This is a genomic window from Burkholderia sp. THE68 (assembly GCF_009938265.1).
Lineage (GTDB): Bacteria > Pseudomonadota > Gammaproteobacteria > Burkholderiales > Burkholderiaceae > Caballeronia.
The window spans coordinates 422,278-442,837 of the sequence record NZ_AP022315.1; the positions used below are offsets into that span (position 1 = coordinate 422,278).

19 protein-coding genes are annotated in these 20,560 nt (G+C 63.7%); 7 read left to right on the forward strand and 12 right to left on the reverse strand.

What is annotated here, in order from left to right:
- Window positions 1-18 precede the first annotated feature (18 nt).
- Window positions 19-216, reverse strand: a complete 198-nt coding sequence (locus tag BTHE68_RS02025) for a hypothetical protein (protein WP_008351420.1) — start codon at window positions 214-216, stop codon at window positions 19-21.
- Between the two features lie 458 nt (window positions 217-674).
- On the opposite strand from BTHE68_RS02025, the gene ggt reads away from it, so the two are divergent.
- The 4 genes from ggt to BTHE68_RS02045 all read left to right on the forward strand — a co-directional run bounded on the left by ggt (window position 675) and on the right by BTHE68_RS02045 (window position 5,470).
- Window positions 675-2,312 carry a gamma-glutamyltransferase gene (gene ggt, locus BTHE68_RS02030; RefSeq protein ID WP_162064922.1) on the forward strand — a complete coding sequence of 546 codons (1,638 nt, stop codon included), beginning with the start codon at window positions 675-677 and terminating at the stop codon, window positions 2,310-2,312.
- Window positions 2,313-2,438: 126 nt separating this feature from the next.
- Window positions 2,439-3,779, forward strand: a complete 1,341-nt coding sequence (locus BTHE68_RS02035) for an MFS transporter (protein WP_174257979.1) — start codon at window positions 2,439-2,441, stop codon at window positions 3,777-3,779.
- A gap of 313 nt (window positions 3,780-4,092) precedes the next feature.
- Window positions 4,093-4,917 (forward strand): ferritin-like domain-containing protein, encoded by an 825-nt coding sequence (locus tag BTHE68_RS02040; RefSeq protein ID WP_162064923.1) that lies wholly within the window; start codon window positions 4,093-4,095, stop codon window positions 4,915-4,917.
- A 40-nt stretch (window positions 4,918-4,957) separates the two neighbouring features.
- A complete protein-coding gene (locus BTHE68_RS02045) occupies window positions 4,958-5,470 on the forward strand; it encodes a hypothetical protein (protein ID WP_162064924.1) in 513 nt (170 codons plus the stop codon).
- Between the two features lie 49 nt (window positions 5,471-5,519).
- Here BTHE68_RS02045 and BTHE68_RS02050 read toward each other — a convergent pair whose 3' ends face one another.
- The 4 genes from BTHE68_RS02050 to BTHE68_RS02065 form a co-directional block, all read right to left on the reverse strand.
- Window positions 5,520-7,052, reverse strand: coding sequence for a DEAD/DEAH box helicase (locus tag BTHE68_RS02050; RefSeq protein WP_162064925.1), 1,533 nt, complete (start codon window positions 7,050-7,052; stop codon window positions 5,520-5,522).
- Window positions 7,053-7,289: 237 nt separating this feature from the next.
- Window positions 7,290-7,910: a PAQR family membrane homeostasis protein TrhA gene (gene trhA / locus BTHE68_RS02055; protein ID WP_162064926.1), complete on the reverse strand. Its 621-nt coding sequence runs from the start codon at window positions 7,908-7,910 to the stop codon at window positions 7,290-7,292.
- Window positions 7,911-8,011: 101 nt separating this feature from the next.
- A complete protein-coding gene (locus tag BTHE68_RS02060) occupies window positions 8,012-9,310 on the reverse strand; it encodes a c-type cytochrome (RefSeq protein WP_061172861.1) in 1,299 nt (432 codons plus the stop codon).
- 21 nt (window positions 9,311-9,331) lie between these two features.
- Window positions 9,332-10,078 (reverse strand): c-type cytochrome, encoded by a 747-nt coding sequence (locus BTHE68_RS02065; protein ID WP_162066747.1) that lies wholly within the window; start codon window positions 10,076-10,078, stop codon window positions 9,332-9,334.
- Between the two features lie 436 nt (window positions 10,079-10,514).
- Here BTHE68_RS02065 and BTHE68_RS02070 point away from each other — a divergent pair, with 436 nt between their 5' ends.
- Window positions 10,515-11,444: a CopD family protein gene (locus BTHE68_RS02070; RefSeq protein ID WP_162064927.1), complete on the forward strand. Its 930-nt coding sequence runs from the start codon at window positions 10,515-10,517 to the stop codon at window positions 11,442-11,444.
- 13 nt (window positions 11,445-11,457) lie between these two features.
- Here the strand turns inward: BTHE68_RS02070 and BTHE68_RS02075 are convergent, their stop codons facing one another.
- The 7 genes from BTHE68_RS02075 to hda all read right to left on the reverse strand — a co-directional run bounded on the left by BTHE68_RS02075 (window position 11,458) and on the right by hda (window position 17,135).
- Window positions 11,458-11,757 carry a hypothetical protein gene (locus BTHE68_RS02075; RefSeq protein ID WP_162064928.1) on the reverse strand — a complete coding sequence of 100 codons (300 nt, stop codon included), beginning with the start codon at window positions 11,755-11,757 and terminating at the stop codon, window positions 11,458-11,460.
- Window positions 11,758-11,878: 121 nt separating this feature from the next.
- Entirely contained in the window at window positions 11,879-12,694 is an 816-nt protein-coding gene (gene panB / locus BTHE68_RS02080) for a 3-methyl-2-oxobutanoate hydroxymethyltransferase (RefSeq protein WP_162064929.1), read from the reverse strand.
- 38 nt (window positions 12,695-12,732) lie between these two features.
- Window positions 12,733-13,413, reverse strand: a complete 681-nt coding sequence (locus BTHE68_RS02085; RefSeq protein WP_162064930.1) for a deoxynucleoside kinase — start codon at window positions 13,411-13,413, stop codon at window positions 12,733-12,735.
- Window positions 13,410-13,964 (reverse strand): 2-amino-4-hydroxy-6-hydroxymethyldihydropteridine diphosphokinase, encoded by a 555-nt coding sequence (gene folK / locus BTHE68_RS02090; protein WP_162064931.1) that lies wholly within the window; start codon window positions 13,962-13,964, stop codon window positions 13,410-13,412. The genes BTHE68_RS02085 and folK overlap by 4 nt, the downstream gene beginning before the upstream one ends.
- Before the next feature lie 78 nt (window positions 13,965-14,042).
- Window positions 14,043-15,611, reverse strand: coding sequence for a polynucleotide adenylyltransferase PcnB (pcnB, locus tag BTHE68_RS02095; protein WP_162064932.1), 1,569 nt, complete (start codon window positions 15,609-15,611; stop codon window positions 14,043-14,045).
- Window positions 15,604-16,290, reverse strand: coding sequence for a histidinol-phosphatase (locus BTHE68_RS02100; protein WP_162064933.1), 687 nt, complete (start codon window positions 16,288-16,290; stop codon window positions 15,604-15,606). The genes pcnB and BTHE68_RS02100 overlap by 8 nt, the downstream gene beginning before the upstream one ends.
- Window positions 16,291-16,301: 11 nt before the next feature.
- A complete protein-coding gene (gene hda / locus BTHE68_RS02105; protein ID WP_232077891.1) occupies window positions 16,302-17,135 on the reverse strand; it encodes a DnaA regulatory inactivator Hda in 834 nt (277 codons plus the stop codon).
- Between the two features lie 215 nt (window positions 17,136-17,350).
- Here hda and purM point away from each other — a divergent pair, with 215 nt between their 5' ends.
- On the forward strand, window positions 17,351-18,406 hold the full coding sequence (gene purM, locus BTHE68_RS02110; protein WP_162064935.1) for a phosphoribosylformylglycinamidine cyclo-ligase: 1,056 nt from the start codon (window positions 17,351-17,353) through the stop codon (window positions 18,404-18,406).
- 300 nt (window positions 18,407-18,706) lie between these two features.
- Entirely contained in the window at window positions 18,707-20,545 is a 1,839-nt protein-coding gene (locus tag BTHE68_RS02115) for a flavin monoamine oxidase family protein (protein WP_232077917.1), read from the forward strand.
- The last annotated feature ends 15 nt before the right edge of the window (window positions 20,546-20,560 follow it).

A 20,560-nucleotide genomic window follows, 5' to 3' on the forward strand; every position in this document is an offset into this window, starting at 1 on the left:
TGAGTCCTGCCGCGCGTGCTATGAGTAACGCTTGAAAGCCTTGACTGTGGAATCGCCGGTGGCGGTGAGGCGCCATTGCTGACGTCCCGAAGCGAGATTTTCGAGTTGAACGAGCTGGCGTTCGAGCAAGGCGTCGAGTTCCTCGCGTTCCATATCGACTTGATTAGGTGCTTCCTGAACCAGTAGCAGCGTGGCAAATTCGTGCGGACTCAGCATTGTGTTCTCCATGACGACCGAACGGCATAAGCAGCCGGCTTTGTAAGCCGGATCTTTTTGCTTCGAAACGTTGTACGGGGAAACTGGGAAACCGCCGGGCAAACGCAAAGATTGTGTACCGCGATTGCCGGGAATTGGGATTGTAGGCAAGTGTCTGACAAGTGCCAAATCCAAAAACGAAAATTTTGGCTTTGACTTTTTGCGTGTGCGGAGGCGGTCCCCGACCCGCGCAAATTTAAAGAATCCACTTGAAGTTCGTGCGGCGGCGCACACAAACATCGGGCGATGCGATGCTCGCGGCCTGATCGAATGCTCGCTGCATTCATGCGCCCAGCTCATTAATTTATACGATAAATGAATTTGTTTTAAATTAAGCGCGCAATGCAATATTCTCTTTTGCCCGGACGGTTATCGACACCGCCCGCGCCGTTCCGCCCTGGTATCCCGGACTTTATTCAATGACTCGCTTCAACTGGCAAAACCCGTATCCCACGCCGCGCCTGCCGGTGTTCGCCCGCAATATCGTATCGACGTCCCATCCGCTTGCCGCGCAGGCCGGCCTGCGCATGCTCTGGAAGGGCGGCAATGCCGTCGATGCAGCCATCGCCGCGGCGGCCGCCATCACTGTTGTCGAGCCGGTATCGTGCGGCCTGGGTGGCGATGCCTTCGCCTTGGTCTGGGACGGCAAGAAGCTGCACGGTCTGAATGCGTCGGGCGTGTCGCCCGCGGCATGGAACGTCGACTATTTCCGGCGCAAGTACGGCGAGGAGAACGGCCTGGCGCGCCAGCCCAAGCGCGGCTGGGACGCCGTGACCGTGCCGGGCGTGATTGCCGGATGGGAAGCGTTGCACGCGAAGTTCGGCACGCTGCCGTTCGCCGACTTGATGGAACCCGCGATCGAGATCGCCGAGCGTGGTCACGCGGTGGCGAGCATCGTCGCGTACAAGTGGGCGGCGGCGGTGCCCGAGCTCAAGGATCAGCCAGGCTTCGCGGACGTCTTCATGCCGCGCGGCCGCGCGCCTGAGGTGAGCGAACTCGTGCGCTTTCCCGGTCACGCAAAGACCTTGCGGCTGCTCGCGCAGCACGGTCCGCGCGCGTACTACGAAGGTGAGATCGCCGAGCGCATCGCGTCGTTCGCGCGGGAAGGCGGCGCCGCATTGACGATGGACGACTTGCGCAACTATCGCGCGGACTGGGTCGAGCCGATCAGCAAGGACTATCGCGGCCATACGGTGCACGAGATTCCGCCGAACGGACAGGGCATCGCCGCGCTGATCGCGCTCGGCATTCTCGACAAGTTCGATGTCGGCACGCTCGCCGTCGATCGCATCGAGTCGCAGCATTTGCAGATCGAGGCGATGAAGCTCGCGTTCGCCGACGTCTACCGCTACGTCGCCGATCCGCGCTCGATGGACGTGACGCCCGAGCAGATGCTGGACGACGCGTATCTGACGGAGCGCGCGAAGCTCATCGACCCGAAGAAGGCCACGCAATTCGACTTCGGCATGCCGAAGGCGGGCGGCACCATTTATATGTCGGTGGCCGATGAGCGGGGCATGATGGTGAGCTTCATTCAGTCGAATTACATGGGCTTCGGCTCGGGCGTGGTCGTGCCGGACACGGGTATCGCGCTGCAGAACCGCGGCTGCGGTTTCTCGATGGACCCGAAGTCCGCGAACGTCGTGGAAGGCGGCAAGCGCCCGTTCCATACGATCATCCCAGCGTTCCTCACGCAGGAAGTCGACGGCAATCGCGAAGCGGTGATGAGCTTCGGCGTGATGGGCGGCGACATGCAGCCGCAGGGCCATCTGCAATCCGTCGTACGTATGCTCGACTACGGCCAGCAGCCGCAGGCCGCGTGCGATGCGCCGCGATGGAAGGTCAACCGCGACTTCACCATCGATATCGAGGCCACGCTCGATCCCGAAACCGCGCGTGCGCTCGAAGGCTTCGGTCACACGATCAAGTCCGTCGACGATCCTTACATGGACTTCGGCTCGGGCCAGTACATCTGGAAGCTCGATCGCAACGATCCCGAACGTGGCTATGTCGCGGCAAGCGACAGCCGGCGCGACGGTCTCGCCGCCGGGTTCTAAAACGACCATCGGAGACCGGTTCGTGCGACCGGTCTCCATCCAACAAGACAACGCGTCTATTCGCTGCTTCCAGGCATGCGAAGGGAAACGCGCATGCCCGCGTCGGGCGAAGAGAAAGGGGACATCATGAATGAACAGGCGTATCGGGCGCCGAATGCTCAAGTCGCCGCGGCCGAAGCGTCCGCGCAAAGAGCGGCGCCATCGAAGGCGATGATCCGTCGTATCGTGTTCTCGTCGTCGATCGGCAACGCGCTCGAGTGGTTCGACTTTCTCGTCTACGGCTATTTCGCCACAGTGATCGCGAAGGCGTTCTTTCCGTCGCACGACGAGTGGTTGTCGACGATGCTCGCCATCGGCACCTTCGGCATTTCGTTCCTGATGCGTCCGCTCGGCGCAATCGTGCTCGGCATCTACGGCGACCGCAAAGGTCGCAAGGCCGCGCTCACACTCGCCATTCTGCTGATGATGGTCGGCACGCTCACCATGGCCGTGATGCCGTCGTATGCGCACATCGGCTTGGCGGCGCCGCTTCTGATCCTGCTTGCGCGGCTCGTTCAAGGCTTCGCGGTCGGCGGCGAGTTCGGCAGCGCGACGGCGTTTATGGTCGAGCACAGCGAAGCGCGGCGCGGCTATTACGCAAGCTGGCAGTTCGCGAGTCAAGGGCTCGCCGCGATCATGGCCGCGGCTTTCGGCTCGGTGCTGAGCGCGTGGCTGCCGCAGCCTCAACTCGAAAGCTGGGGCTGGCGCATTCCGTTCGTCTTCGGTCTGCTCGTCGGCCCGGTGGGCTACTACATTCGTTCGCATCTGGACGAAACGCCGGAATTTCTCGCGACGCGCGCCGAAAACAAAGCGAGCGCGCCCGGCGTCTCGTTCTCGAATCAATGGCTGAACCTGTTGCTGGCCGTCGGCATCGTTGCGCAATCGACGGTCGGCGTGTACGTCCTGCAACTCTATATGCCGATGTATGCCGTCAAGCAGCTTCATCTCCCCGCGACGGCTTCGTTCGCCGTTGTGGTGCTCAATGGCGGACTTCAGTTCATTTTCTCGCCGTTGATGGGCGCGCTCTCCGACCGGTTCGGACGCATCCGCATCATGCTCGGCACGTCGATTTTCATGGGCGTAACGATTTATCCGATGTTTGCGTGGCTGCAGTCACACCCGACGATCGCCTCGCTCGTCATGCTGCAATCGGTCGCGGGCATTCTCAAGGCGGCGTATTCCGGTCCCATGCCCGCGCTGATGTCCGAAATCTTCCCGACGCGCGTGCGCTCGACCGGTCTCTCGATCGGCTACGCGCTCGGCGTCACGCTGTTCGGCGGCTTCGCGCCGACGATCGTCGAGGCGTTCATCCACGTCACCGGCGACAAGCTCGCGCCGAGCTATTACGTGTTGCTGGCGGCGGTGCTGTCGGCCGTCTCGCTGGCGATCGTCGCGTGGCGCATGCGCGCGGGGCGGCGCGCGATATAACAGCCAGGTCTTCTCTCTGCATTTTCAGGCTCCAGGCACGAACTTCAGCGCGCGCGTGGCACATTTCATGCTGCAGCGCACCACTGGCCGCTCGCATCGAGACTCGTAAGAAATTGGCGCAAACGGAACCGGCGCGCCGCGCAGGAGTCTGTCCCCATGCCTGCAAACTCGTTGCGGGGCGGCTAAGATGGAAAAACCTGCCGCTTAACAATTGAAGTTAGAACGCCGGGACCGAATCGTTCGCGGCGTCGCCTGAACCTCGGCTTTTGCAGTTGGCCGATGGCGCGTTCAGTACCGCCTGGGAGCGCGATATATGCACACAAACAGTACCCATGTGATGCCGTGGCGCATCGAAGACATCGATCTCACGCGGATCGATCGCCAGAAGGCGGCATCCAACGAGCATCTTCTCTTGTTGTTGTGCGCCTGCTCGTTCATCGAGAGCGGCACAGATCTTTATACGAGCAATCTCAGCAAGTATTTTCATGACGACCCCGAGATTTCGGCGTGGCTCAACAATGAGTGGGAGCCCGAAGAGATGCAGCACGGCAGGGCGCTCAAGACGTACATCAATCACGTGTGGCCTGAGTTCGACTGGGACACGGCCTTCCGGAACTTCTTCGCCGAATACTCGCTGACCTGCTCGTACGAGGAGTTCGAGAAGAAGCGCGCGCTCGAGATGGTGGCGCGCTGTGTCGTCGAGACGGGAACGGCCACGCTTTATCGCGCGATCAACGACTGCTCGGATGAACCGGTGCTGAAAGAGATCACGGACAACATCCGCACGGACGAAGTGCGCCACTACAAGCATTTTTTCCACTTTTTCAAGAAGTGGAACAAGATCGAGGGCAATGGCCGCATGGCCGTGCTCGGCGCGCTCGTGCGGCGCGTGATGGAACTCAAGAGCGAGGATTCGGAGATCGCGCTGCGGCACGTCTTCGCCATTCGTTATCCTGAGCGTGCACAGGATGTGGAATACAACCGCGAGCTGTCCGCGCGCGTGAATGCGCTCGTGCGGCGCAATCTGTCGGCGGATCAGGCGATCAAGATGCTGCTCAAGCCGCTCGATCTGCCCGCGCGCATCCAGCCGGGCGTGCACTATCCGCTCTCGAAGATGACGCAGTTGTTCTTCCGTTGAAACCTACCCCACGATGCCGGCCCGAAGCCGGCATTTTGCAATGACCGATCCCAACGCGCCGCAGCCGTCGCTTTCCTCGCAATCCGTCTTCGACGAATGGCCGCCCGAGTTGCGCGCGCTTTTCGATGGCACGTTCGCCGTCGCCGAAGCCGGTTTCACGGCATCGCTGTGCGCGGCCGATCACGCTCATCGCGTGCGAACCGCGCTGCTGAGCGCAGGCGAACTCCTCGCGCCCGATGCGCGCACACTCGCGTTCGCGTTGTGGCCATCGTCGCGAACCGCGCAGGCGGTCGCCGCGACGGGACGCGCGACGCTCGCCTTCGTTTTCGACGAAGCGTTTTATCAGGTCCATCTGGATGTGCGCCGCGTGCCGCTCGATGACGTGCCGCTCGCGTGCTTCGTCGGCACGATCGAGAGTGGGGAAGTGCAGCGGGTGGGATATGCGCGACTCACGAGCGGAATCGCGTTCGCACTGACCGAAGCGGAATCGGCGCTCGCGCGCTGGCGCGAGCAACTCGAATGGCTGAAGCGGGCGGCGAGCGCCGCCGCCTGAGGCAGCGGTGCGACGCATGCGCGCGCCGCACCGGGATACTTCCAGCGTCTTAGCGACTACGGGTGCCCGAGCGCAATGCGTCGCGTCGGCCGCCGAGCAGCGCGCCGGGGTTGCCCGTCGGCGCCGGCTTGCGCGAATTCGCGGCATGGTTCGTCGGCGCCGATTCCGCACGTCGCGGCGCGGGGTTCGCGCTCACGTTCGGTTTGCCGGCGTTGCGTGCATCGCGTGAGGGTTGGGCGCCGGCTTTGCCGCCATTGCCGCTTCCGTTGGCCGGCCGCGCGCCACGCTTATCGCCGTTCGGACGGCCTCCTTCGCGGCGCGCCTCCCCATTCGCACGCGCTTCGCCATTGCGCGGAGCCTGACGCCCCTGGCCTTGCCCTTGCCCCGGTCCTTGACCGCGTCCCTGACTGCGACGCTGGATCGGCTCCGGCTTCGCGTTCGGGTCCGGCTCGAAGCCGGGAATCACTTCGCTCGGAATCGGCCGCTTGATGAGGCGCTCGATGTCCTTCAGGAGCTGATGCTCGTCGACGCACACCAGCGAGACGGCTTCGCCTTCCGCGCCGGCGCGCCCCGTGCGGCCGATGCGGTGCACATAGTCTTCCGGCACGTTCGGCAGATCGAAGTTGACGACGTGCGGCAATTGATCGATGTCGATGCCGCGCGCCGCGATATCGGTCGCGACCAGCACCTGCAGCGTCTGATCCTTGAATTCGGCCAGCGCGCGCGTGCGGGCCGACTGACTCTTGTTGCCGTGAATCGCGAGCGCGCTGATGCCATCCTTGCCGAGCTGTTCGGCGAGGCGGTTCGCGCCGTGCTTCGTGCGCGTGAAGACGAGCACCTGGAACCAGTTGTTGCCGCGGATCAGATGCGTGAGCAACTCGCGCTTGCGATCGCGATCGACCGGGTGAATCTTCTGGTCGACCTTTTCGGCCGTGGTATTGCGCCGCGCGACTTCGATGAGCGCGGGCGAGTCGAGCAGGCTGTCGGCGAGCGCCTTGATTTCGTCGGAGAACGTGGCCGAGAACAGCAGGTTCTGACGCTTCGCCGGCAGGCGCGCGAGCACGCGTTTGATGTCGTGGATGAAGCCCATGTCGAGCATGCGGTCGGCTTCGTCGAGCACGAGAATTTCGAGCTGCGAAACGTCGATCGTCTTTTGCTGCATGTGATCGAGCAGACGTCCCGGCGTCGCCACGACGATATCGACGCCACGGCGCAGCGCGTCGATCTGCGGATTGATGCCGACGCCGCCGAACATCACCGTCGACTTGAGCTTCAGGTATTTGCCGTACGCGCGCACGCTTTCCTCGACCTGCGCGGCGAGTTCGCGCGTCGGCGTGAGGATCAGCGCGCGCACCGGGCGCTTGGCGCCAGCGGCGGCGGGAGCGAGTTGCGACAGGCGCTGCAGGATCGGCAGCGTGAAACCGGCGGTCTTGCCCGTGCCGGTCTGCGCGCCCGCGAGCAGGTCGCCGCCTTTCAGGACGGCGGGAATCGCCTGGAGCTGAATCGGAGTGGGGCTGGAATAGCCGAGTTCGTTGACCGCGCGAAGCAAGGGTTCGGACAGACCAAGTGAATCAAAAGACATAAATTGGATGCTTATCGTTATATCGGGCGGCGCGGGTGCGAATCAGGGCTGCGGCGAGCAGAGCTCGGCCGGCCGCGCGCATACGCGACGCTCGGAAATAAATCGGGCGGCGGGCCATTCGGCGATCAGCGATCGCCGGGCGTTGCCGCAAGGTTCGACGTGCTATCAAGACACGTCATCTGACGCTAAGTTGCATCGAAGGACACTTCGACGCGGCGGCGCCCGTTTCAGCAGGCCTCACGCGACATAGCGCGCGACGCTCACGAACTGGCACAGGCTGCCTGCGAGCACGAACAGATGCCAGATTCCGTGTCCGTGCCGGATGCGCTCGTCGTTGATGAAAAAATAAATGCCGGCGCTGTAAATCACGCCGCCCGCCACCAGCCATGCGGTTCCCGCGGCTGGCAGCGCCGTCACGAGCGGATGAACGGCTACGAGCGCGAGCCATCCCATCAGCACGTACAGCACCATCGACACGCTGCGGGTTCGACGCCCGAGCGTGAGTTCCTGCGTGATGCCGAACGCCGCGAGCCCCCAGCTCACGCCGAAGAGCGACCAGCCCCAGGGGCCACGCAAGGTCACCAGTGTATACGGCGTGTAGCTGCCGGCGATCAACAAGTAGATGGCCGAGTGGTCGCACTTCTGCAGTATCGCTTTCAGGCGCGGCGTGCGCGCCCAGTGATACAGCGTGGAGATGATGTAGAGCGCGCAGAGCATTGCGCCGTACACCGCGAAGCTGACGACCTTGTAGGCGTCGCCGTCGAGCGCGCCCATCGTGACGAGCGTCGCGAGCCCCGCCACCGACAGCAGCGCGCCGATCAGATGGCTGATGCTGTTGAAACGCTCACCTGCGTGCATGAATCCATTCCGCCAAAAGACAAGGGGCGCGGCCCCAAACTACACAGGCTGCGCCCCAAATGCGTATTGTACGCTCTATTGGCGGATGGTCGCCGCGGACCTCAATCGAGCGGCGCCGAGCGCAGGTTGCTCACCTGCTGCGGCGACACCGGCGTGCCGTGGTTGCCCCACGACATACGGATGTACGTCACGACTGCCGCGACTTCCGTATCCGACAGCGACTGCGCGAAAGGCGGCATGCCGTGCGGCATCGGGTTGCCTTCCGTGCTCGGCGGATAGCCGCCGTTCAACGTCATGCGGATCGGGTTGACGGCCGACGGCATCTGGATCGACTGGTTGTTGGCGAGCGGCGGATAAGCCGGCGGCTTGCCAAGACCATTTTCCTGATGGCACTTCGCGCAGTTTTCGGTGTAGACCTTCTTGCCCAGCGTGAGCAGCTCGCCACCGAACTTGTCGGACGTCTCCAGCTGCATGACTTCCGGCGCTTCCTTCTTCTGCGGGATCGACTTGAGGTAGGTCGAAATCGCGTTGATGTCGGCGTCGGTCATGTACTGCAGGCTGTTGTGGACCACTTCGGCCATCGGGCCGAACACCGCGCCGCGCTGCGACACGCCGGTCTTCAGCAGGTCGTTGATGTCCTTCAGGTCCCAGTCGCCGAGGCCGGCTTCCTTGTTCGACGTGAGCGACGGCGCGTACCAGTTCTGCAGCGGGATCAGGCCGCCGGCGAAGGCCGCCGAGTTGACCGGACCGCCCATCGCGTTGATCGACGTGTGGCACATGCCGCAGTGGCCGAGGCCTTCGACCAGATACGCGCCGCGGTTCCATTCGACCGACTTGGTCGGATCCGGCTTGTACTCGCCTTCCGAGAAGAACAGCGTGCGCCAGCCGATCAGCAGGTTGCGGTTGTTGAACGGGAAGCGCAGTTCATGCGGACGGCTCGGTTCCGAAACCGGCGCGACCGAGCGCAGATACGCGTAGATCGCGTCGGAGTCGGCGCGCGTGACCTTCGTGTAGCTCGTGAACGGGAAGCCCGGATACAGCAGCGAACCGTCCTTCGAACGGCCGGTGTGCATCGCGCGATAGAAGTCGTCGGAGGTCCACTTGCCGATGCCGTATTGATCGTCCGGCGTGATGTTCGGCGTGAACATGGTGCCGAACGGCGTGGCCATCGGCAGGCCGCCCGCGAACTCCTTGCCGCCGCGCACCGTGTGGCACGCGATACAGTCGCCGGCGCGGGCGAGGTATTCACCTTGTTTGACGAGGGCGGCTTTATCAGCCGGCGTCGCCGCGATGGCGCCGCCCGAATGCAGATTGTCGCCGCCCGACCAGAGGACGGCGCCGGCTGCGACGGCTGCCACCACGACAGCCGAGGAAAGTGCGAACAGGGACTTGCGTTTCATTATGTTGTCGCTCCAGACGCCTTATTGCAGTTCGCTGCCGCACTTGAGCGGCATCTTCAACGAGCCAGCAGGCGCGGGCACCGGATTGGCGGGTGCTTGTTGCGTGGACAGCCAGGCGGCGACGGCGGTCACGTCGTCATCCGTCAGGCGCGAGGCGATCTGCTGCATGCAATCGGGCGCTTTCGCGTGACGCGTGCCCGACTTCCATGCGCCGACTTGCGCGCTGATGTAGTCCGAATGCAGGCCGACGAGACCCGGAATGGCCGGCTGCATGCCGGTCAGACCCTTGCCGTGGCAGGCCGCGCACGCGGGAATGTTCTTCGACGCATCGCCATTCAGCACGATCTGCTGGCCGCGCGCGAGCGTCGTGGCCGACACGTTCGACTTGGCGGGCGGCGGATACGGCGGACGCTGGTTCGAGAAGTACGTCGCGATCTGATGAAGGTAATCGTCCGAGAGATACGTGACGAGGTAGTTCATCGGCGGGTACTTGCGCCGGCCTTCGCGGAAATTCTGGAGCTGGTTGTACAGATAGTCGGCAGGCTTGCCGGCAAGACGCGGGAAGTAGTCGTTGTCCGTGCCTTCACCGTGAACGCCGTGGCACGCCGTGCAGCCCTGCACGCGCGCGGCCATCGTGTCCGGTGCGATCGGCTGGTTCTGCGCCTGCGCGGCGGAGCTGAAAACGCCAGCGCTGCCTACCAGAGCCGAGGCAAAAGCCATAGCGAGCAGCGGACGAAAAATGCGTCTTGAAAACACGCGACACTCCATGAAATTCGGGGACCTGCCGAGCTTCGTGCGGCTCGGTGCGAAGGTGGCGAACCACGGCCACGCAGGGGGCGGTGGGTGGCGGACCACGGCCACAGCGGCTCGACGAGCCTCTGATGCGACGCGGCATTCTATCATCGATGCATGATGATGACTATTTGACACAATCTCGCTCTAAGTCCCGCTGCAGCGCATTCGCGACAATTTGCCGCGTGGCTCTTGACCATCCGCGACGAACTTCTCACGCGCGTTCGCTCCATTGTCTTTCGACAAAGATTCGACTCGACGTGAAGCGCCTGCGCCGATCCGATGTGCTCCATGCAGTTTCGGAAGCGCCGGGCAAAAATTCAAGGCGTTTCGCCGACGTTCGATGCTGTGCTGCAACCGGGCCTTCGTTTAGACTCCGCAGACTTTCTTCCTTCGACACTGCGCGCACGCGATGAACGACGATCCCATCGGTCTGGCCCAGACCGCATTCGCGGCGCTCGCCGACGTCGCCTTTGCCTGCGTGCTCGGCTCGTTGCTCCTGAACGGCTGGCTGATGCGCGAACAGGCGTTCGCTCCCGTTTCGCCCGCGCGGGCCGGCTGGCGGCGTGCGGCGCGGGGCGGTCTGCTCGCCGCGCTCGCTTTGGTGCTGTGCAACTTCGTTTCGCTGTGGCTGCAGTCGGCGGCGATGAGCGGCGCGCCACTCGCCGAAGCGGGCGCGTCCTTGTGGCTGGTGGCGACGGGCACGCATGCGGGCATCGGCTGGACGGTCGCGCTGGCGGGCAGCGTGCTCCTGGTGCCGGCGGCGAGCGGCGGCGCGCCAACGGTCGCGCGCATCGGATTTGCCGCGCTAGCGGCGCTGGTCGTCGCGGCGGGCAAGTCGGCGGTCGGCCACGCGGCCGATGCGGGTGCGTTCTCCTTTGCGGAAGCCGTGCAAACGCTGCATCTGCTCGCGACGGCCGTGTGGGGCGGCATCGTTATCGCGGGTGCGTTCGTGTTGCCGGCGCTCGACACATCGGTGGCGCGCGCGTTCCTGATCCGCACGGTCGCGCGCATGTCGCGCACGGCGGCGATCGCGCTTGCGTTCGTCGTCCTGACGGGCGGGTTCAATGCGTGGCGCGGCGTCGGCGGCTCGCCCGCGGCGCTGACCGCGAGCGCCTGGGGTCAAGCGTTGCTCGTGAAGATCGCGCTGGTTGCGCTGGCGCTCATGTTCGGCGCGCTGAATCGATGGTCGGCGCTGCCGCGTCTGCAACGCTCGGCATCGACGATCGACGCGCACACGGTCATCAACGTGATGCGTGTCGAAGCGGTGATGATGGCGGGTGTATTCGTGGCGGCGGCCGTGCTGTCGCACAGCGTGCCGGGGTCGGCGCTCGGCGGATGAAACGACGCGCGTCTTACTCGTAGCCGAGCTTGTGAGAGACGATCGGCGCGCAGAAGAGCGCCACCGCGCAGCCGATGACCTTGCCTTGCAGTTCGACGAAGGCCGTATGCGAATCGGCGACGAAGACGACTTCGAGCAACTGCGGCAGGCAGAACACGAACGCCGCAACGATGAACCAGCGCGTCACCGCCGCGATGCGCCAGCCGTGCTGCGCGCCGATGCCCGCGGCTACCACGCGCGCCACCCCCAGCGCGACGAGCGAGCCCACAGCCAGTTGGGCCCGGACGTATTCATCGGGAAGGACGTGCCACATGATCGTTCTCGCTCTTTTTAGTGACTTTTGGCAAGGGTACGTGCGGGAAGCTCGTCAGTATGTACGAGAAAACGCAGATCGTGAACGGGAATTTCAAACGCGGCCCGCAGGCCGCGGGCGCTCAGAATGTGTGTTCCGGACCGGGGAAGCTGCCGTCCTTCACGGCGCGTACATACGCTTCGACGGCCGCGAAAATATTCGGCTGGCCTTGCATGAAATCCTTCACGAAGCGCGGCCGCTTGCCGTGGAAGATGCCGAGCATGTCGTGCAGCACGAGCACTTGCCCGGAACAGTCGATGCCCGCGCCGATGCCGATCGTCGGAATCGCGAGCGCCTCGGTGACTTCGCGTGCTAGCAGCGTAGGCACCGCTTCGATCACGATCAGTTGCGCGCCGGCTTCCTGCAGCGCGATGGCGTCGCGCTTCATCTGTTCGGCCGCCGCCTCGGACTTGCCCTGCACCTTGAAGCCGCCGAACGCATGCACCGACTGCGGCGTGAGCCCGACGTGCCCGCACACGGGAATCGACCGCTCGACGAGAAAGCGCACGGTGTCCGCGAGCCATGCGCCACCTTCGATCTTCACCATCTGCGCGCCCGCGCGCATCAGCTTCACGGCGTTCGCATAAGCATCTTCCTTCGAGCCAATCGTGCCGAACGGCATGTCCGCGACGACGAGCGCGCTGCGGTTGCCGCGCGCGACTGACGCCGTGTGATACGCGATGTCATCGAGCGTGACGGGCAGCGTCGTGCCATGCCCTTGCAGCACGTTGCCGAGCGAATCGCCGATCAGCATGACATCGACGCCCGCGCGTTCGAGCAGCGCGGCGAAGCTCGCGTCGTAGCACGTCAGCATCACGATGCGCTCGCCGGCCTCGCGCATGGATTGAAGTTTGGGTACGGTGATCGTCGAGCGATTCGTTTCCTGCAGATACGTCATGATCGTTTCACTAAAGAGGGCGTGGCCGCGCGGCGCGCTCAGACCGATACGCCTTTGACAAAGAATTCCTTGCGCCCGCGCATCGTCTCGATACGCTCGACGAGGAGCGTGAGATCGTCATCCGATGCAAGCGGGTTCAGGTGCTCCGCGTTCACCGTGAGCAACGGCGTCGCGTCATAGTGATAGAAGAACTCGTTATACGCATCGCAGAGCGCGCGCAGGTACGAATCCGAGATCTGCAGTTCCATCGGCAGCGAGCGTTTCTGAATGCGCGCGAACAGCACTTCCGGGCTCGCCTGCAGATAGATGACGAGATCGGGCGCGGGGCCGCTCGAACGAATGTGCGAGGCGACGTCCTTGTAGAGCTGGAACTCGTCGTCGGGCAGCGTGAGGCGCGCGAACAAGTCGCTCTTCTGCGTGAGAAAGTCCGTCATCAACGCCGCGCCGCTCGTCACGATATCGGCGGCCTCCTGCGTCTGCGATGCCCGCTGCAACGCGAAGTTCAACTGCGTGGCGAGCGCATGGCGCGTGGTGTCGCGGTAGAAGCGTTCGAGAAACGGGTTGTCCTGCGGGCGCTCGAACAGCGTGCGCATCGACCAGCGCTCGGCGAGCAGGGTGGCGAGCGTGGTCTTGCCAACGCCGATCGGCCCTTCGATTGCAATGTAACGGTGGGGCGGCCGCAGTTGCGGCGCGGTCACGGTGAGTGGCGGAACGCTCATCGGCAGTCTGTCTTGTTGGAAGGGGCGGTGCTCGTGTCGGTGCCGCCGGACGGCGTGCCGACCATGCACTGACACGCGGCGACTTTCTCGATACGCTGATCGGCAACGTCGGCGATGAACGAATCCGCGCGGCCGCGTTGAGGAAGAATGAGATCGGGTTCGAGCTCCACGAGCGGCACCAGCACGAAGGCGCGCTGCGTCATGCGCGGATGCGGCACGACGAGATCCGCTTCGTCGATGCTCGATGCGCCATACAGCAGGATGTCGAGATCGAGCGTGCGCGGCGCATTGCGATACGGCCGCTCGCGCCCGAACTGCAACTCGATGTGATGACACAGACGCAAGAGCGCGCGCGCCGGCAGACTCGTTTCGAGTTTGACGACGCAATTGAAATAGTCGTCGCCCGATGCATCGATCGGCGCGGTGCGATACACGCTCGATTTCGCGAGCACGGTGATCGTGTGCTGCTGGGCGAGACACACGACTGCGTCTTTCAGGGTCTGGCGCGCATCGCCGAGATTCGCCCCCAGGCCCAGATAAGCAATCGTCATGGCAGAAGTCCTACGCGTGGGTCACAGCGACAAGCGGGAAAGCAACATCGCTCCTCGCTACTGTAACCAAAACCGGCGTTACTCGTTGTCGGCGCCTTCGCGCGTGTTCGGCGCACTGGATACGACATCGCCCTCGCTGCCTGGCGCGCCCTGTTCCACCGACTCGCCCGTGCGGCGCTTCGCGTTGCTGCGACGGCGGCGCTTCTTCGGCGCGTTGCGGTCCTTGCCGCCTTCGGACAACAGCGCTTCGCGCGCGGCGTGATCGCCGTCGATGAAATCGCTCCACCATTGACCGATGGCCGCATCGAGCTCGCCCGATTCGCAACGCAGTAGCAGGAAATCATACCCCGCTCTGAATCTTTGGTGTTCCAGCAGCTTCAGCGCGCTGCGGCCGCGCTTTTCCAGCCGATGCTGAAGACCCCAGATCTCGCGCATGTCCGACGAGTAGCGCTTGTGGATCGCGAGTTTCTCGGTCTGCATGTCGAGCACGTCGTCCATCGCGCGATGCAGCGCGGGCACCGGATATTCGCCGTTCGCCGTGTATTGCTGCCAGCGCGTCTGCACGTCGTGCCACAGCAGCGTGGCGAAGAGAAAGCCCGGTGAAACCGGTTTGCCCGCGCGCACGCGCTCGTCGGTGCTGGTGAGCGCGAGCGTGACGAACTTCTCGCCGTGCGGCTGTTCGAGCACGACATCGAGCAGCGGCAGCACGCCATGATGCAGGCCTTCCTGACGCAGCCGCGTGAGACACGCGAGCGCGTGACCGGAGAGCAGCAGCTTCAGCATCTCGTCGAACAGACGCGCGGCCGGCACGTTGTTCATCAGATCGGCGAGGTCCTTGATCGGCGCGCGCGTGGCTTCGTCGATCTCGAAGCCGAGCTTCGCCGCGAAGCGCACCACGCGCAGCATACGCACCGGGTCCTCGCGATAGCGCGTGGCCGGATCGCCGATCATGCGCAACAGACGCGCGCGGATATCGGCCATGCCGTCGTGATAATCCAGCACGGTCTGCGTGGCCGGATCGTAGTACATCGCGTTGATGGTGAAGTCGCGGCGCGTGGCGTCTTCGTGCTGCTCGCCCCAGACGTTGTCGCGCAGCACGCGGCCGCTCGCGTCGACGGCATGCGTGCGGCCATCGAGCTCGCCGCGTTTCAGGCGGCGCGGCGGTTCGGCGGCCGGTTCCGGCGGCGCATCCATCAGCGCGCGGAACGTCGACGTCTCGATGATCTCCTGCCCGAACTGCACGTGCACGATCTGGAAGCGCCGCCCGATGATGCGCGCGCGGCGAAACAGCTTCTGCACCTGATCGGGCGTGCCGTCGGTGGCGACGTCGAAGTCTTTGGGCGCGACGCCGAGCAGCAGGTCGCGCACCGCGCCGCCGACGATGAACGCGCGATGTCCCGCGTGCTGCAGGCCGTCGGTGACGCGTACCGCGTTCTTCGAGATCAGCGATGGATCGATGCCGTGAATCTCCGATGACAGGATGACCGGCACGCTCGGGTCGCGCTTCACGTGCGCGGCGGCTTTCTTGCGCGGGCTCTTGCGAGCCGGTTTGGCGTCGGGCGAAACGGGTTGCGTGTCGTTCGCTGCGCCTTCGTCGGAATCGGCGCTGTCTTGCCCGAACAGCTTGCGGATGAGTTTTTTAATCACGTGTGTCGAACAGGTTCAGGATGCGCCAGCCTTTGGCTTGCGCGTGCGCGCGCAGGGTGTCGTCGGGATTGGTCGCGACCGGGTCGGTGACGCGCTCGAGCAGCGGGATGTCGTTGTGCGAGTCGCTGTAGAAATAGCTGTGCCTGAAATCGGAAAGCTTCTTGCCGCTCGCTGCGAGCCATTGCTCGACGCGCACGATCTTGCCTTCGCGATAGCTCGGCGTGCCGGTCGGCCGGCCGGTGAGCGCGCCGTCCGGATGATCGTCGACCGTTTCCACTTCGCAGGCGATCAGGGTTTCGATGCCGAATGCTTCCGCGATCGGCGCGGTGATGAACGCGTTAGTGGCGGTGACGAGGCAGCAGAGATCGCCGTTGTCCTGATGCTCGCGCACCAGGGTGACGGCGGCCGGCACGATGCGCGGATTGATCACCTCGCGCATGAATTGCGTGTGCCAGTCGGTGAGTTGCTCGCGCGAATATTTCGCGAGCGGCGCGAGCATCGCGTGCAGATAGGCGTTGATGTCGAGCACGCCCGCCTTGTAATCGGCGTAGAAGGCGTCGTTCTGGCGCGCGAAAGAATCCGCGTCGACGATGCCGAGCTTCACCATGAAGCGGCCCCATTCATGGTCGCTGTCGGTGGGAATGAGCGTGTGGTCGAGATCGAAAAGGGCGAGGTTCATGGGTGCGCATTCTACTTGAAGCGGGTCGGATCGTTGTCCGGCGCGGCCGGGCTGGAATCGGGAGCGATTGGATCGCCGACGAGATCCTGCGCCGGCACGGCCACGGGCGCGAGCGGCGCGGCGCGGCCGGTTTGCTGGAGCATCGTGCGCAGGAGTGCGCGCGTCACCGCGCGTTTTTGCTCCAGCGAGAAGCGGTCGAGTTCGTCGAGCAGGGCCATCAGGCTCGGCATGTCGCGGCGAAAATGCGTAAGCAGATAGCCGGGCACGTCTTCCGCGAGCACGATGCCGCGTTCACGCGCCGCGTGTTTCAGCACCGATGCCTTTGCTTCGTCGGAGAGCGGCTGAAGGTGGAAGACGAGGCCCCAGCCGAGCCGCGTGCGCAGATCTTCGCGCACCGTGAGCGCGAGCGGCGCGTCGTTGCCGGTCGCGACGAGGGCGCTGGTCGGATGCGCACGCACTTCGTTGAAGAGATTGAAGAGCGCGATCTGCTGGGCGGGAGACAGGCGGTCGCAATCATCGACGGCATAGAGCGTCACGCGCGGATCGAAGCCGAACACGTTGAGCGCGCTTTGCGGACTCAGGTAGCGCGCGTGGCCGTCCGCCTCGTGCGTGAGCGCCTGCAGCAAATGGCTGCGGCCGCTGCCCGGCTCGCCCCAGACGTAGAACGTGCGGTCCGCGACCGGCCCGGCCGCGAGCGCATCTTCGAGCGCGCGCAGACGCGCGACCAGTTCGTGATTGCCGGCGGCGAAAAAGTTGTCGAAGGTGGCGGGCGGCGGCGTGCCCAGATCGAGCGTCAGTTGGCGTTGCACGGGGAGATCGGTATCGTCGGGCCTTGAGTCGGGCATATCTTGAAAACTGCCGGATGAGCCGAGGGTATACGCGCAAAGCCGCAGCGGATCGCCGTGTGCGCGAGGGGTTCCGGCGCTTTTCAGATCGCCTTCGATCTCGAAAAGGGCGCCTGCGCGGTGTCTGGCGAACGCGGGAAAATCCAGCCTGCCGACCGTCGTCGGGTCATCATCGGGTAAAATCGCATTTTACCGACCTTCTTGCTTCCCTCCCCATGAATCAACCGAAATCCGCTCCAGACGCCCAAGGTTTGTCGTATCGCGACGCGGGCGTGGACATCGACGCAGGCGACGCGCTCGTCGACCGGATCAAGCCGTTTGCCAAGAAGACGATGCGCGACGGCGTGCTGGGCGGCATCGGCGGATTCGGCGCGCTCTTCGAAGTGCCGAAGAAGTACAAGGAGCCGGTGCTGGTGTCGGGCACGGATGGCGTCGGCACCAAGCTGCGCCTCGCGTTCACGCTGAATCGGCATGACACGGTCGGTCAGGATCTCGTCGCGATGAGCGTGAACGACATCCTCGTGCAGGGCGCCGAGCCGCTCTTTTTCCTCGATTACTTCGCGTGCGGCAAGCTGGACGTCGACACGGCGGCGGACGTCGTGAAGGGCATCGCGACGGGTTGCGAACTGTCGGGCTGCGCGCTGATCGGCGGTGAGACGGCGGAAATGCCGGGCATGTACCCGGACGGCGAGTACGATCTCGCGGGCTTCGCGGTCGGCGCGGTGGAGAAGAGCAAGATCATCGACGGCAGCACGATCAAGCCGGGCGATGTGGTGCTCGGGCTGGCTTCGAGTGGTATCCATTCGAACGGTTATTCGCTGGTGCGCAAGATCATCGAGCGCGCGAATCCGGATCTGAACGCCGATTTCGACGGCCGCTCGCTCGCCGACGCGCTGATGGCGCCCACGCGTATCTACGTGAAGCCGCTGCTTTCGGCGATGCAGAGCGTGACGGTGAAGGGCATGGCGCATATTACGGGCGGCGGACTGGTCGAGAACATTCCGCGCGTGCTGCGCGAAGGGCTGACGGCCGAGCTGGATCATCGCGCGTGGCCGCTGCCGCCGCTGTTTGCGTGGCTGCAGAAGCACGGCGGCGTCGCGGATGCGGAGATGCATCGCGTGTTCAACTGCGGTATCGGGATGGCGGTGATCGTCGCGGCGGAAGATGCCGAAGCGGCTATCGGGTTGCTGTCGGGTGCGGGTGAGCAGGTCTGGAAGATTGGCGTCGTGCGTGAGAGCAAGGAAGGGGAGGCGCAGACGGTGGTGGTTTGAGATCGACGCTGTCCTGCGCGTCACCGCGTCGCCTGAAAGCCGCTCACGAGCGGCTTTTTTGTTGGCGTTTCGCTACCGTTGATGCCCGCTCTGCGCAGCCAATGACGAAACACCGCCCGTCAGGCCGTTCGACGTCTGTTCGAACGCCCACAGTACGCTGCCGATTTGTGTCTTGCCATCGATGCGAGCCGATCTAGTGTTTACGAGGCTCAAGCATGAGACATGCCGCGCAGTCGAACGAGTCCTGGCGAATTTCTAGCCTGGGGCAGCGTTCACAGACCGGAGGGACGGCTCGTGAAAATGGAAAAACCTGAGGGTGTCGCAATCGTTGGTGCGGGCATTACGGGACTGTTATGCGCGCTGGCGTTGCAAAGGCAAAAGAAGTCGTTCGTCATTTACGAGTCGACAGGACGCGTTGGCGGGCGCATACGGACCGTGCGGCTGCGCAAAGACGGAACCGAATGGCATGACTTTTCGAAAGACGCGGAGCACGTGGACGTAGCGAAGGAACTGGATTTTGCTGCCGAATTCGGCCCGATGCGCCTCGAATGCGACATTCAGCATTTACTCAAGGCGTTGCTCTTGAAATACGGAATCACTGAAGCACCGCCAGAAGACGGCGCGTGGAAACCATATCTGACCGACTTTTCGTCGCCTTCGTCGCCGTCTACTTCCAGAGAGCCGAAGTATTCGCTGCCCGAGTCCGAGGACGGCAAGACGCCATTGGAACTACTTTCTCTTGCAATGCTGCGGATCATCCGCCTGGCCAGTTTCGGCGCCGACACGACGTTGACGCGGAAGCAGGATGCGCTGCTGGACGAAATCGAGGAGCTCAGAGGCCAATACCACCGGTACGACGACGTATTCCACGCGTGGCTCAAAACGCTGGACGATCAGGACTACTGGGACATTCAAGTGAATGGCTTCTGGCACGAGAATCCGAAGCTGGCCCGCTCGCGCCTCAAAAAGTCGCTGACACCGCTCTCGCAGATGGGTTTCTGGAATCTGCTTTCCGACGTGCTGCATCACAACGCGATCATGAAGATTCGCGACCTCGGGACTTTCTACCATCTGCTGCCCGACAATCCGAACGCCGCCGAATGGCTGATCTGGTGGCTGAGAATTCTTGCGTTCGGCGAGAATCTTCAGGGGCTGGCCGGCGGCATGGAGACGATCATCGAGAAGATGGTGGCCGATCTGCCGGAGGACGCGATCGAACTCGATCGAACGGTCAAGTCGCTGGAGAAAGCCGACGGCGGCTGGCGGCTTAGATTCATTGACGATTCGACGGTCCTGCATGAACGCGTGATCCTGACGCTGCCGGCCAAACCGCTCGGCGAAATCGTCAGAAGCAGCCTGATCGATTTAAAGAAGGTCGAACCGGACATCGACGAACTGGTGTCGTCCGCGTTCGGCTTTCCGATGGTGAAGGTGTTCGCCGTCGTCGACAAGGTTTTCTGGAAAAAGGAACAGCAGGCCAATGAACTTGCGACCAGCATGCCGACCCGGGAACTCCACTACTGGCGCAGCGAGATCACGGAGCGTGGAATGATCATGGCCTACACCGACCGGCCGGCTACGTCGTTCTGGTCGAACTACGTAGCGCCAGGGCCGCAGCAGGACGCGACCACCTACGCGAAAAACGCGGCGGCGACACGGTTGAAGATGAAGGTGCTGAACTACATCCGTCTCGGCGGCGGGGCGAATGTGGATCACAAGAACATCGTCTGGTACGGGATACGAGACTGGGGACGCGATCCCTATGGGGCGGCGAATCATGCCTGGCGGCCAGAGCGCCGTTACTGGGTGGTCATGCGCCGACTGGCGCAGCTGGGACCCGACGGCTCGCCGGACACGATCCATATCTGCGGTGAAGCCTATTCCGATTACCACGGCTTCATGGAAGGCTCATTGCGGTCGGCGGTGTATGCGCTGCATCGCATGTTCCGTGCGGAAGGGCAGGCAAACCTCGAGTGGATCGACGGTCTTTTTTTCGCTGAGGCAGATGCTTGCGAGCGCGATCTCTTCAAACCCAAACTGGCCCAATTGAAGAACTGGGTCGATCGCCTCGACCGGATCACGCCGAACGACGACTTCATCATTCACGAACGTGGCCGCGGCACAGCTCCGATGCGCTAGTCCGATAACGCGCCG